The organism is Pseudomonas sp. W17, assembly GCF_040268305.1.
GTDB lineage: Bacteria > Pseudomonadota > Gammaproteobacteria > Pseudomonadales > Pseudomonadaceae > Aquipseudomonas > Aquipseudomonas protegens.
Map to the genome: position 1 here is coordinate 4811359 of NZ_CP158490.1, position 12676 is coordinate 4824034.

12 protein-coding genes and 3 tRNA genes are annotated in these 12676 nt (G+C 58.7%); 5 read left to right on the forward strand and 10 right to left on the reverse strand.

Annotation, left to right across the window (positions count from 1 at the left end):
- Window positions 1-104: 104 nt before the first annotated feature.
- From clpX to ABCR88_RS22100, 6 genes are all read right to left on the reverse strand, one after another.
- A complete protein-coding gene (clpX, locus tag ABCR88_RS22075) occupies window positions 105-1388 on the reverse strand; it encodes an ATP-dependent Clp protease ATP-binding subunit ClpX (protein ID WP_011062273.1) in 1284 nt (427 codons plus the stop codon).
- Window positions 1389-1500: 112 nt separating this feature from the next.
- Window positions 1501-2136 carry an ATP-dependent Clp endopeptidase proteolytic subunit ClpP gene (gene clpP / locus ABCR88_RS22080; RefSeq protein ID WP_011062274.1) on the reverse strand — a complete coding sequence of 212 codons (636 nt, stop codon included), beginning with the start codon at window positions 2134-2136 and terminating at the stop codon, window positions 1501-1503.
- Window positions 2137-2228: 92 nt separating this feature from the next.
- Complete coding sequence (gene tig / locus ABCR88_RS22085) at window positions 2229-3539, reverse strand: trigger factor (RefSeq protein ID WP_011062275.1); 1311 nt, start codon at window positions 3537-3539, stop codon at window positions 2229-2231.
- Window positions 3540-3950: 411 nt separating this feature from the next.
- A tRNA-Leu gene (locus ABCR88_RS22090) sits at window positions 3951-4035 on the reverse strand.
- 57 nt (window positions 4036-4092) lie between these two features.
- Window positions 4093-4168: transfer RNA gene (locus tag ABCR88_RS22095), tRNA-His, on the reverse strand.
- Between the two features lie 32 nt (window positions 4169-4200).
- Window positions 4201-4277 (reverse strand) — tRNA-Arg (locus tag ABCR88_RS22100).
- Between the two features lie 280 nt (window positions 4278-4557).
- Here ABCR88_RS22100 and folD point away from each other — a divergent pair.
- Window positions 4558-5412, forward strand: a complete 855-nt coding sequence (gene folD, locus ABCR88_RS22105) for a bifunctional methylenetetrahydrofolate dehydrogenase/methenyltetrahydrofolate cyclohydrolase FolD (protein WP_011062276.1) — start codon at window positions 4558-4560, stop codon at window positions 5410-5412.
- Between the two features lie 282 nt (window positions 5413-5694).
- The gene (pbpG, locus tag ABCR88_RS22110; RefSeq protein ID WP_041119148.1) at window positions 5695-6633 is read left to right on the forward strand and encodes a D-alanyl-D-alanine endopeptidase; all 939 of its coding nucleotides are present in this window, start codon (window positions 5695-5697) and stop codon (window positions 6631-6633) included.
- A 53-nt stretch (window positions 6634-6686) separates the two neighbouring features.
- Here pbpG and ABCR88_RS22115 read toward each other — a convergent pair whose 3' ends face one another.
- Complete coding sequence (locus ABCR88_RS22115) at window positions 6687-7361, reverse strand: peptidase C39 family protein (protein WP_041119150.1); 675 nt, start codon at window positions 7359-7361, stop codon at window positions 6687-6689.
- Between the two features lie 222 nt (window positions 7362-7583).
- Between ABCR88_RS22115 and ABCR88_RS22120 the strand changes: the two genes are divergently transcribed.
- Window positions 7584-7754, forward strand: coding sequence for a hypothetical protein (locus tag ABCR88_RS22120; protein ID WP_011062279.1), 171 nt, complete (start codon window positions 7584-7586; stop codon window positions 7752-7754).
- Window positions 7755-7833: 79 nt separating this feature from the next.
- Here the strand turns inward: ABCR88_RS22120 and ABCR88_RS22125 are convergent, their stop codons facing one another.
- Together ABCR88_RS22125 and ABCR88_RS22130 are read right to left on the reverse strand one after the other, a co-directional pair.
- A complete protein-coding gene (locus ABCR88_RS22125) occupies window positions 7834-8589 on the reverse strand; it encodes a TerC family protein (protein WP_011062280.1) in 756 nt (251 codons plus the stop codon).
- Between the two features lie 30 nt (window positions 8590-8619).
- On the reverse strand, window positions 8620-8871 hold the full coding sequence (locus tag ABCR88_RS22130; protein ID WP_011062281.1) for a hypothetical protein: 252 nt from the start codon (window positions 8869-8871) through the stop codon (window positions 8620-8622).
- 134 nt (window positions 8872-9005) lie between these two features.
- On the opposite strand from ABCR88_RS22130, the gene nhaR reads away from it, so the two are divergent.
- Window positions 9006-9911: a transcriptional activator NhaR gene (nhaR, locus tag ABCR88_RS22135; protein WP_019092849.1), complete on the forward strand. Its 906-nt coding sequence runs from the start codon at window positions 9006-9008 to the stop codon at window positions 9909-9911.
- Here the strand turns inward: nhaR and ABCR88_RS22140 are convergent, their stop codons facing one another.
- Window positions 9912-11069, reverse strand: a complete 1158-nt coding sequence (locus tag ABCR88_RS22140; RefSeq protein ID WP_019092848.1) for an MFS transporter — start codon at window positions 11067-11069, stop codon at window positions 9912-9914.
- 341 nt (window positions 11070-11410) lie between these two features.
- Between ABCR88_RS22140 and sstT the strand changes: the two genes are divergently transcribed.
- Window positions 11411-12640 carry a serine/threonine transporter SstT gene (gene sstT, locus ABCR88_RS22145; protein ID WP_011062284.1) on the forward strand — a complete coding sequence of 410 codons (1230 nt, stop codon included), beginning with the start codon at window positions 11411-11413 and terminating at the stop codon, window positions 12638-12640.
- Window positions 12641-12676: the final 36 nt, after the last annotated feature.

The following is a 12676-nucleotide window of genomic DNA, read 5'->3' on the forward strand; positions in this document are numbered from 1 at the left end:
AGATGGGGGCTGCCTGGAAAAAAAACAAGCTCAAAGACAGCACTTTAAGGCGCTAAAAACAAAGGGGCCCGAAGGCCCCTTCTTTCATTCCAACAGCGCGACGCTTACGCGTCTGGCGCTGCCTTGGCCGTCGGCTCACTGTTCTCATAGATGTACAGTGGCTGGGACTTGCCTTCAATAACGCTTTCGTCGATCACTACTTTACTCACCTCGGACTGCGAGGGGATTTCATACATAGTGTCGAGCAGAACACCTTCAAGAATGGAGCGCAGGCCACGAGCACCGGTCTTGCGTTCAAGGGCTCGCTTGGCGACGGACTTCAAGGCATCGGTACGGAACTCCAGGTCAACACCTTCCATCTCGAACAACTTGGCGTACTGCTTGGTCAAGGCGTTCTTCGGTTCGGTGAGGATCTGAATCAATGCCGCTTCGTCCAACTCATCCAAGGTCGCCAGGACTGGCAAACGACCGACGAATTCCGGGATCAGACCGAACTTGACCAGATCGTCAGGCTCGACTTCACGCAGGGATTCACCGACTTTCTTGCCTTCTTCCTTGCTGCGAACTTCTGCGTTGAAACCGATGCCGCCCTTGGTGGAACGGTTTTGAATAACCTTTTCCAGACCCGAGAACGCACCACCACAGATGAACAGGATGTTACGGGTATCGACCTGCAGGAATTCCTGCTGCGGATGCTTGCGACCACCTTGCGGCGGAACAGAGGCAACCGTGCCTTCAATCAACTTCAACAGGGCTTGCTGAACGCCTTCGCCGGAAACATCCCGGGTAATCGAAGGGTTGTCAGACTTGCGGGAAATCTTGTCGATCTCATCGATGTAGACAATGCCCATCTGGGCCTTCTCTACGTCGTAGTCGCACTTCTGCAGCAACTTCTGAATGATGTTCTCGACGTCTTCCCCCACATAACCGGCTTCGGTCAGGGTAGTGGCATCGGCGATGGTGAAAGGTACATTCAACAGGCGAGCCAGGGTTTCGGCCAACAGCGTCTTACCCGAACCTGTAGGGCCGATCAGCAAGATGTTGCTCTTGCCAAGTTCGACGTCGTCACTCTTCTTGTCACGCTGGTTCAGACGCTTGTAGTGGTTGTACACCGCTACTGCTAGAACCTTTTTTGCACGCTCCTGACCAATCACGTACTGATCAAGGATGCCGCTGATTTCTTTAGGCGAAGGCAATTTATGCGCGCTGCTCTCGGCCTGTGCTTCCTGCACCTCCTCACGGATGATGTCATTGCACAGGTCGACGCACTCGTCGCAGATAAAGACCGAGGGGCCGGCAATCAATTTGCGCACTTCATGCTGGCTTTTGCCACAGAAGGAGCAATAAAGCAGTTTGCCGTTGTCCTCGCCGTTGCGGGTGTCAGTCATTCGTTCGATCCAAATCCGATAGGCTTGCAACACAAGATGAAGGCTATTGCGGGCTTTTTCAAGCCCGCCACTGATCGGAACAACCGACCATGCCTATTTTGAGCTGCTTATTTTAAGCGGGGCGCTGGTTGATTACTTCGTCGATCAACCCGTACTCACGCGCAGCTTCGGCGCTCATGAAGTTATCGCGATTGGTATCGCGCTCGATTTCTTCCAGGGTGCGCCCGCTATGCTTGGCCATCAGCGTGTTGAGACGCTCACGGATGAAGAGGATTTCCTTGGCATGGATTTCAATATCCGATGCCTGGCCCTGGAAACCGCCCAGTGGCTGGTGAATCATCACTCGGGAGTTTGGCAGGCAGAAACGCTTGCCTGGGGCACCAGCTGTCAGCAAGAACGCGCCCATGCTGCATGCCTGGCCAATACAAGTGGTTGAAACGTTAGGCTTGATGAACTGCATGGTGTCGTAGATCGACATGCCAGCTGTCACCGAACCGCCCGGGGAGTTGATATAGAGATGGATGTCCTTGTCCGGGTTTTCCGCTTCAAGGAACAGCAGTTGCGCACAGATCAGGTTGGCCATGTAATCCTCTACAGGACCCACCAGAAAGATCACTCGCTCCTTTAGGAGGCGCGAGTAGATGTCGTAGGCGCGCTCGCCACGAGCGGACTGCTCGACAACCATCGGGACCAGGCCGCCTGCGGCCTGGATATCAGAGTTCTGCTGAATATACGAATTACGGAACATGCTCTGCAGTCACTCCCAAATAGTCACGTCTTGAATACGCATAAGCCAGCGCGAAGGCTGGCTTATGGTGTGTGCTTCGAACGAGAAGAAAATCAGTCGGCTTGAGGTGCTTCTACCGGCTTGACCGCTTCTTCGTAGGAGACCGATTTGTCGGTCACGCTAGCTTTCTGCAGAACAGTATCCACAACTTGTTCTTCCAGCACAACCGAACGAACTTCGTTCAATTGCTGCTCGTTCTTGTAGTACCAGGACACGACCTGCTCAGGCTCCTGATAAGCCGAAGCCATTTCCTGGATCAGCTCGCGAACGCGGTCTTCATCAGGCTTCAGATCGAACTGCTTAACAACCTCGGCAACGATCAGACCCAGTACCACGCGACGCTTGGCCTGCTCTTCGAACAGCTCGGCTGGCAGTTGATCCGGCTTGATATTGCCACCGAATTGCTGGACAGCTTGAACGCGCAGACGGTTAACTTCGTTATCCAGCAGCGCCTTCGGCACTTCGATCGGGTTGGAGGCCAGCAGACCGTCCATGACCTGATTCTTCACTTTGGACTTGATGGCCTGACGCAGTTCGCGCTCCATGTTCTTGCGAACTTCAGCGCGGAAACCTTCCAGACCTGCTTCCTTGATACCGAACTGAGCGAAGAACTCCTCGGTCAGCTCTGGCAGCTTAGGCTCGGAAACGCTGTTGACAGTCACAGTGAACTCGGCGGCCTTGTTGGCCAGATCCAGGTTCTGATAGTTCTCAGGGAAGGTCAGATTCAGGACGCGCTCTTCACCCGCCTTGGCGCCTACCAGGCCTTCTTCGAAGCCAGGAATCATGCGACCCGAGCCCAGCACCAGCTGGGTACCCTTGGCCGAACCGCCAGCGAAGACTTCACCGTCGACCTTGCCAACGAAATCGATGTTCAGTTGATCGTCGTTCTGCGCAGCACGATCGGCCACTTCAAAACGCACGTTCTGCTTGCGCAGGATTTCCAGCATGTTATCCAGGTCGGCATCAGCCACATCAGCGCTCAGGCGCTCAACGGCGATGTTTTCGAAACCGGCAACAGTGAACTCTGGGAACACTTCAAAAGTGGCAACGTACTCCAGGTCCTTGCCCTTCTCCAGCACTTTAGGCTCGACCGAAGGAGCGCCGGCAGGGTTCAGTTTCTGCTCGACAACGGCTTCATAGAAGGAAGCCTGGATCACATCACCTACTGCTTCTTGACGCGCATCAGCCTCATAACGCTGACGGATCACGCTCATTGGAACCTTGCCAGGACGGAAGCCTGGAATCTTGGCCTTTTGGGCAGTCTGCTGCAGACGCTTGTTGACCTGGCTCTCGATGCGCTCAGCCGGCACGGTGATGCTCATGCGGCGCTCAAGAGCAGAAGTATTTTCAACAGAAACTTGCATGGATATTCCTCGTTGCACAGACGTTAGCCGGCCGTTTTCCGACCCCAGAATCAAGGGCATGCATTCTAGAGGGTCAAACTCAAGAAGTCACCCTACTGAAAACGGGTAAAAAACCGCCGGCAATGTGAAGGCGGGGACAAAGGATTGAGCCTCGCCATGAGAGCAAATATTGCGAACCAAACCAGGGCCTCTACTTCAACCCTTCTATATATAGAAGGAGTCGTTCAGCACACCCCTGAAAAACGCCAGCCAATAGCTGAAACCCGGAACCTTCAACGACCAAAGGACAACATTCTGCCACTCAACCAGCTCATCGGATGCAGCCACTTAGAGGTATCGAATCCAGAAACGAAAACGGCGCAGCCCTTTTCAGGTGCTGCGCCGTCATCTGCTATTAACTAGCTACTTTATTGGTGCGGACGAAGAGACTCGAACTCTTACACCTTGCGGCGCTGGAACCTAAATCCAGTGTGTCTACCAATTCCACCACGTCCGCTTAACAAGCTTTTAAAGCAAAGGCGCCAGACTATTAATCTGGCGCCTTCTTCGAATATGGGGTGGACGATGGGGATCGAACCCACGACAACAGGAGTCACAATCCTGTGCTCTACCAACTGAGCTACGCCCACCATATTGCGTTACTTGTGCCAAAGCTGCCTAATGGCGCACCCGGCAGGACTCGAACCTGCGACCATCCGCTTAGAAGGCGGATGCTCTATCCAGCTGAGCTACGGGCGCCTTATTAATCTGTATTCTTTAACGATTACAAACTAATTGCTTTCAGTCGTTACGAGTTAAACAACAACTCTGCCCGACCTTCTTAACCAGTGCTAGGCTGTGCCCGACAAGTGCGACGAATGTTATAGACGGTCCGTTAGGTCGTCAACTCTTTTTTGAAAAAAATTCATTTAATTAAAGGGCTTAGGGGAATTTGCAGACCAAGCGCCTTTGCCCTCACGTTCCGACATGCGAGAATGCGTTCTCTTTTTCTCACCCTCTCGATGGTTAATCACGCGTCATGACTGCACAACTAATCGACGGCAAGGCGATCGCCGCTAGCCTGCGCCAGCAGATCGCCAAACGCGTCGCCGAGCGTCGCCAGCAAGGCCTGCGTACTCCAGGCCTCGCGGTGATTCTGGTCGGCAGCGACCCGGCCTCTCAAGTTTATGTCTCGCACAAGCGTAAAGACTGCGAAGAGGTCGGCTTCCTTTCCCAAGCCTATGACTTGCCCGCCAACACCACTCAAGAGGACCTGGCCGGCTTGATCGACCGCCTCAACGATGACCCGAACATCGATGGCGTCCTGCTGCAGTTGCCGCTTCCCGAGCACCTGGACGCTTCTCTATTACTGGAGCGTATTCGCCCGGACAAAGACGTGGACGGTTTTCATCCTTATAACGTCGGTCGCCTGGCCCAGCGCATTCCACTGCTGCGCCCTTGCACCCCCAAGGGCATCATGACCCTTCTGGAAAGCACTGGTGCCGATCTGTACGGCATGGATGCAGTGGTTGTCGGCGCTTCCAATATCGTTGGTCGCCCGATGGCCATGGAGTTGCTGCTGGCCGGTTGCACCGTGACTGTGACTCACCGCTTCACCAAGGATCTGGCTGGTCATGTCGGCCGTGCCGACCTGGTAGTCGTAGCCGCCGGCAAGCCGGGCCTGGTCAAGGGCGAGTGGATCAAGGAAGGCGCAATCGTCATCGACGTTGGCATCAATCGCCAGGACGACGGCAAGCTGGTGGGTGATGTGGTGTATGAAACCGCCCTGCCCCGCGCCGGCTGGATCACTCCAGTACCTGGTGGCGTCGGCCCCATGACCCGCGCCTGCCTGCTGGAAAACACGCTGTACGCAGCCGAATCGCTGCACAGCTGAGTTTGCTGCCCCGCAACAGAAAACCCGCCGATGGCGGGTTTTTTTATTCTGAAATTAAAGGCCACCCGGGCTCTTTATCACCCCTGACTCTTAGCCCACGCCCATTGCTGCGCAAAGCCCTACCGTTCAGGAAAAAAACGTGTTTTTTCTTTATTTTTAAGGGCTTTCGGCTGACCGTGGAAGAACAATCGACAGTTCTTCAGCCATACTCATAAAATGTAACGTTTTTCCCAGAAAGCCCGTTAGCCAACGGCATATCCATTCTTTATCGAGTCCGCCCGCGTGAAAATTCGTCTCTCCATTCTCAGCTTGTTGTTTGCTGTGTCCGGCACACTGATCGCCCACAGCGTCGACGCCAGCGAAACCACCGCGGCGCCAAGAGACACTTCACAATTGCATATCGCATCCGGCAGCGCCCTGCTGCTGGATCTGCAGACCAACAAAGTCATCTATTCCAGCAACCCGGACGTGATAGTCCCCATCGCCTCGGTGACCAAGCTGATGACCGCCATGGTGGTCCTGGACGCCAAGCTGCCCCTGGACGAATACATCTCCATGAGCATCAGCGACACCCCGGAAATGAAAGGGGTGTTCTCCCGGGTCAAGCTCAACAGTGAGCTGAGCCGCCGGGACACACTGCTGATCGCCCTGATGTCTTCGGAAAACCGTGCTGCCGCCAGCCTGGCCCATCACTACCCGGGCGGCTACGCGGCGTTCATCGCAGCAATGAACGCCAAGGCCAAGTCCCTGGGCATGACCCACACCCGCTACGTGGAGCCTACAGGCCTGTCGATCCACAACGTTTCCACCGCCCGTGACCTGAGCAAGTTGCTGGTGGCTTCGCGCAAGTACCCGCTGCTCAGCGAACTGAGTACCACCAAGGAAAAGACCGTAGCCTTTCGCAAGCCCAACTACACCCTGGGCTTCCGTAATACCGACCATCTGGTGAACAAGGAAAAATGGGACATCAAGATCACCAAGACCGGCTTTACCAACCAGGCCGGCCACTGCCTGGTGCTGGTCACCAGCATGGGTAATCGCCCGGTAGCGCTGGTGATTCTTGATGCCTTCGGCAAATACACCCACTTCGCCGATGCCAGCCGCATCCGCAATTGGGTCGAAACCGGTAAGAGCGGCTCGGTACCGGACGTCGCCCTGCGCTACAAAGCGGACAAGAACCTAAAGAACCGTCAGGTCGCCGCTCCCCAGGCCTCACACTGATACCCGGCAAAAAACAACGGCGCCCTCAGGCGCCGTTGTTGTCTGTAGCACACTCAATGATTGTCGAGTGCCTTGCTCGCCCGGGCTGCCGCCTGCTCCTGGCCGGCCTGGGCCAATTCATTGACGGCTTTCAACCAACGCTGGCGATCCACCTTGGCCGGCAACTGGTTGGGGGCCTGGATCAGTACCGCAAAGCTGCCGGCACTCTTCCAGGATGACTCGAACTCGCTGAAGCTCATCAGTTGCCGACGGCTTTTCGCCCCACGCAACAGCACTGTCTGCTTGTCGCGGTTATAGCCGGCCAGCACGGCATAGCGCGGCTCAGCCCAGAATGTCGAACCCTCGGTAAAGCGCACCAGCACCGGGTAACCCGCCGCCACCTGCGTCAGCAGAGCCGACAATTGGTTATCCAGGGGATAGACGACCATGCCGTATTCACGCGCCAGGTTCTGCATGTTCTGCTGCAACTGCGCCTCGGCACCCGGCAGATGCAATGGCTTGTCCAGCAGACCGGGCGTGATCACCACGCCTTGCTGCGACAGCATGCTGGCCAGTGCACCTGGGCCGCTCTGGTACATCTGGCCACGGAAAGACGGCACGCTGTTGAGTTCGACACGTTCCGGCAGGCGCTGGATGTCAGGCTGCACGCTACCGGCACAACCGGCCAGGGCCAAGACACAGGCGCCGGCCAGCAGCGCCACTCGAAACCGAGAAAATACCCGCACCATCTTTGCTCTCTATTCAGACACCGGGCGACCCGCCTCCGGCTGGGGCCCTGATAATAGGGCGCCCGCGGGCAAGGGTATAGCGTTAGGCGCCAGTTAATTGAAAACCATAGAGCGAAGTGTTCGAAGACTCTCGACTATTGGTCAATAGCTTGAAACACACAGGCTACTAGACTGTCGATTGTTAAGAGTGTGTGCCCCGCATGGGGCATAAAGGAGGCACTTATGAGCCTGACAACGACCATCCTGATGCTGATCCTCGGCTGGCTGGCGGTAGCCGCCGCTATGCTCTGGGGCGTGCTGCGCATCACCCGCCGCCACCATCATCAGCCCCGGCAAGCAGCCCCCGCCATCAAGGCTGGAAAGAGCGCCCGGCGTCCTGCCGCTGCCCACTGATCAAGGTTTGCCCTACCCCTGAAACAAAGCGGCCGCCTGACTCCAAGGAGTACAAGCGGCCGCCAGTCATGGCTGCGGATCAAGCGTCGCTATGGGCCGCCTGACGCTTCTGCCGGGCCCGGCGGGCCAGCATGTTGAGACTCTCAATGGCCGCCGAGAAGGCCATCGCCGCATACACATAACCCTTGGGCACATGGGCACCGAAACCTTCGGCGATCAGGGTCATGCCGATCATGATCAAGAAGCCCAGGGCCAGCATCACCACGGTCGGGTTGTCATTGATGAACTTGGCCAGCGGTTCGGCCGCCAGCAGCATCACCAGCACCGACACCACCACGGCAATGATCATGATCGGCAAATGCTCGGTCATGCCGACTGCAGTAATGATGCTGTCGATGGAGAACACCATGTCCAGTAACAATATCTGACCGATCGCTGCGGCAAAGCCGATCGCCACGCCCGGAGTCTCATTCTTAGCCTGCTCAGGTTCAGGGTCCATGCTGTGGTGGATTTCCGTGGTGGCTTTCCACACCAGGAAGAGGCCACCGGCAATCAGGATCATGTCCTTCCAGGAGAAACTCTGCCCCATCACTTCAATCACCGGCTCAGTGAGCTGGACGATGAACGCAATGGTACTGAGCAGCGCCAGGCGCAGGATCAAGGCCATGCCGATACCGATGCGCCGTGCCTTGGCCCGGTGCTTTTGCGGCAACTTGTTGGTGAGGATGGAGATAAAGATCAGGTTATCGATGCCAAGCACGATCTCCATCACCACCAGGGTGGCCAGGGCGACCCAGGCGGTGGGGCTTGCAGCGAGCTGTAAAAGGTAATCCATGGGTCAATCCTGACTCGGTTGTATGAAAGATCAGATTTCCTGGGACGCAGGCGCTGGTTTCTTCTCGCTGTCGTCCTCTGGCTTTTCCTTGCCGGTCACGCTCTGAGTCGCATCGCTGAGCGCCTGTTCTGCCGCTTTGTGGGTATCGTCGATGGCCTGCTTGGCGGACTCCGCCGCCTTGCCCAGCATCTGCTGCGCGCTTTTTTCCGCCTGGTCACAACCCGCCAGGGTCAGCATAGACAGGGCCAGCAGCGACGCTGCGCCCAAGGTTTTGAAAGACATGCCGTATTCCTCGATAGAACGGACGGGACCAAGTAGGGCCCCGGCGGTAGCGAGGCATTCTAAGGAGAGTGATACTTCAGGAAAATTCGTTTTTTTTGCAGTTATACTTCGCTTTTTACGAACTGAATGTGCCCATGCTCAACTACCGCCAGCTGCATTATTTCTGGGTTGTGGCCAAGACCGGCAGCATCGTCCGCGCCTGCGACCAGTTGAACCTGACCCCGCAAACCATCAGCGGCCAGATCAGCCTGCTGGAACAGACTTACGGCATCGAATTGTTTCGCCGGGTTGGCCGCCAGTTGGAGCTGACCGAAGCCGGACGCCAGGCCCTGCCCTACGCCGAGCAGATGTTCCAGCTCGGGGGCGAGCTGGAAGCCATGCTCCGCGCCCGCCCCGACGAACAGCAGATCCAGTTCCGGGTCGGCGTGGCGGATGTGGTGCCCAAGTCCATCGTCTATCGCCTGATCGCCCCGACCATGGAGCTCAGCGAGCCGATCCGCCTGACCTGCCGCGAAGACAAGCTCGAACGCCTGCTGGCGGACCTGGCCATCCAGCGCCTGGACCTGGTGATTTCCGACAGCCCGATGCCCTCGCACCTGGACATCAAGGGCTACAGCCAGAAGCTCGGGGAATGCGGCATCAGTTTCTTCGCCACCGAGGAGCTGGCGCGGCGGCACGGCGCTGACTTCCCCCGGGGCCTGCACGGCGCGCCACTGCTGATTCCCGGGCAGGAAACCGTGGTCCGCAGCCGCCTGCTGCGCTGGTTCGCCGAGCAACAGTTGCAGCCACGAATCATCGGTGAATTCGACGACAGCGCCCTGATGCAGGCCTTTGGCCAATCCGGCAGTGGAATCTTCATCGCCCCCAGCGTGATTGCCGACGAGGTCATGCAACAGTACGGAGTGCAACTGATTGGCCAGACCGATGCCGTGGCCGAGTCGTTCTACGCCATTTCCGTGGAGCGCAAGGTCAAGCACCCCGGCATCGTGGCCATTACCGAAGGGGCGCGACGGGAATTGTTCACGCCCCTCAATCTCTGATCAGGAAGCGCAGGCACTCGGCGCTTTGAGCTTCATCAGCAGCAGCGCCAGGGCGATCGACAGCAGAATGAAACCCGAGGCCGCGAACCCCAGGCTGCCCAGGCCCAGGGTATCGATCACCCGGCCGCCGACCATTGCCCCCAGGCCAATGCCCAGGTTGGCCCCGGCAATGTTCAACGAAGCGGCGAAGGCCGGCGCCTGGGGGGCCGCCTTGATCAAGCGCACATGGCTCACCAGAAACATCGCCGCCTGCGTCACGCCCCAGATGGCCATGGCCGCTGCCAGCCCCAGGGTCGAATGAATGCTCGGCACCAGGGCTACCATGCCGCCGATCATCAGTGCGCAGAACACCATGGAGGCGATCAGCGGGTGACGGTCCACCGCCCGGCCGCCCAGGGAATTGCCGATCAGGCCCACCGCGCCAAAGCCCATAAGGCACCAGCCCACCAGCGCACCGTCGAACCCGGCCAGGCGCTCGAGTATGTCCGCCAGGTAGGTGTAGGCGGTGAACATGCCGCTAAATACCAGGATCGACAGCAGCACATGCCCTTGCATCAGCGGGCTGCGCAGGATGCGAAACTGCGCCCGCAGGCTCACCTGCTCGTTGTGCTGGCGGGTTTGCGGCAGGTAGATAAACAGCAACAGGGCCTTGGCGAACGCCACCACCGCGAGGATGCCGAAGGCGCTGCGCCAGCCGAACGCATCGGCAATCAGGGTGCCCACGGGAATCCCGAACACCGTGGCGCAGACAATGCCGAAGCCGATCTTGGCAATCGCCCGCCCGGCGTAGTCCGGGCCGACGATGTCCACCGCCGTCTCGCTGGCCAGGGCCCAGAACACCGGCAACCCCAGGGCCGGCACCAGCCGCGCCAGGGACATCACCCAGATGTTCGGCGCCAGCGCCGCCAGGGTATTGGCCAGGCCGAACATCACCAGCACGCTGATAAACAGCTTCTTGCGGGGAAAACGCGCGAAGTAGGCGGTCAGAAATGGCCCGAAGGCAGCCACGGTAAAGGCGAACAGGGTCACCAGCAGCCCGGCCTGGGACACGCTGACCTGCAGGTCGCGGGCAATCGACGGCAACAGGCCGACGATGATGAACTCCGTGGTCAGCACGGTAAAACCGGCGGCCGACAACAGCAGGATGGGCAACAGCATGCAGAACTCCAGAAACAGCGACAGCAGCGACAGCCCGAAGGGCCCGCTGACTGGATAGAAAAAGGGGATGGCGAATCTTAACAGAGTGCGCCCGGCTCCGGGTAACCACCGCGTGCACGGCTCTGCAAGGGGCAAGTGGCAGATCGTCACATCGACGCGGTAACCCCGGCCTGCTGTGATAAAGTCCGCCCCCTGCTGAAAACAGGCCCTGTCGAGTTCGTCTACCCTTCAAACGTCTCGATCGCCCGTCGCCTTTTCAGACTGCGTCTGTGCCTGGCGGTTCAACCACCGGCGCCGGCGACCGGCAGGCTCCGCACATTAAAAAAAACAGAGATACCGCTATGAGCGCATCACCCCCTTCCTTTCTGCATTCCCTCAAACGCCTGAGCCTGGTCACGCAGATCGTTATCGGCCTGATCGCCGGTATCGCCCTGGCACTCCTGGCACCGGAGGTGGCGAAATCCACCACCTTTATCGGCAAAGTATTCGTCTCGGCGCTCAAGGCCGTGGCCCCGATCCTGGTGTTCGTGCTGGTGATGGCCTCCATCGCCAACCACAAGCACGGCCAGGAAACCCATATCCGGCCGATCCTGGTGCTCTACCTGCTCGGTACCTTCGCCGCCGCCGTGGTCGCGGTGATCGCCAGCAGCCTGTTTCCTTCCGCCCTGGTGCTGTCGACCCACGACGTGGCCATCAGCGCGCCCGGCGGGATCACCGAGGTGCTGCAAAGCCTGCTGCTGAGCGTGGTGGACAACCCGGTCAGCGCCCTGATGAACGCCAACTTCATCGGCATCCTGGCCTGGGCCATTGGCATGGGCGTGGCCATCCGTCATGCCGGCGAGACCACCCGCACCGTGCTCGATGACCTGTCCAACGGGGTCACTGTCATCGTGCGCGTGGTGATCCGCTTCGCGCCCCTGGGGATCTTCGGCCTGGTGGCCTCGACCCTGGCCACCTCGGGCTTCAACGCCCTGCTCGGCTACCTGCACCTGCTGGCGGTCCTGATCGGCTGCATGCTGTTCGTGGCCCTGGTGATGAACCCGCTGATCGTGTTCTGGAAGATTCGCCGCAACCCCTTCCCGCTGGTGCTGACCTGCCTGCGCGAAAGTGGCATCACCGCCTTCTTCACCCGCAGCTCGGCGGCCAACATTCCAGTCAACCTGGAACTGAGCAAGCGCCTGGGCCTGCATGAAGACACCTACTCGGTGTCGATCCCGCTGGGCGCCACCATCAACATGGCCGGCGCGGCAATCACCATTACCGTGCTGACCCTGGCCGCCGTGCACACCCTCGGTATCGCCGTCGACCTGCCCACCGCCGTGCTGCTCAGCGTGGTCGCGGCCATCTGCGCCTGCGGTGCTTCCGGCGTGGCCGGCGGCTCGCTGCTGCTGATTCCCCTGGCTTGCAGCCTGTTCGGCATTCCCAGCGAAATCGCCATGCAGGTGGTGGCCGTAGGCTTCATCATCGGCGTGCTGCAGGATTCGGCGGAAACCGCGCTGAACTCCTCCACCGACGTACTCTTCACCGCCGCCGCGTGCATGGCCCAGGAAGACAAGGCGCAAGCCGCCTGATCCAACGGCCACAAAAAAGCCCGGCCAGGGTCAACC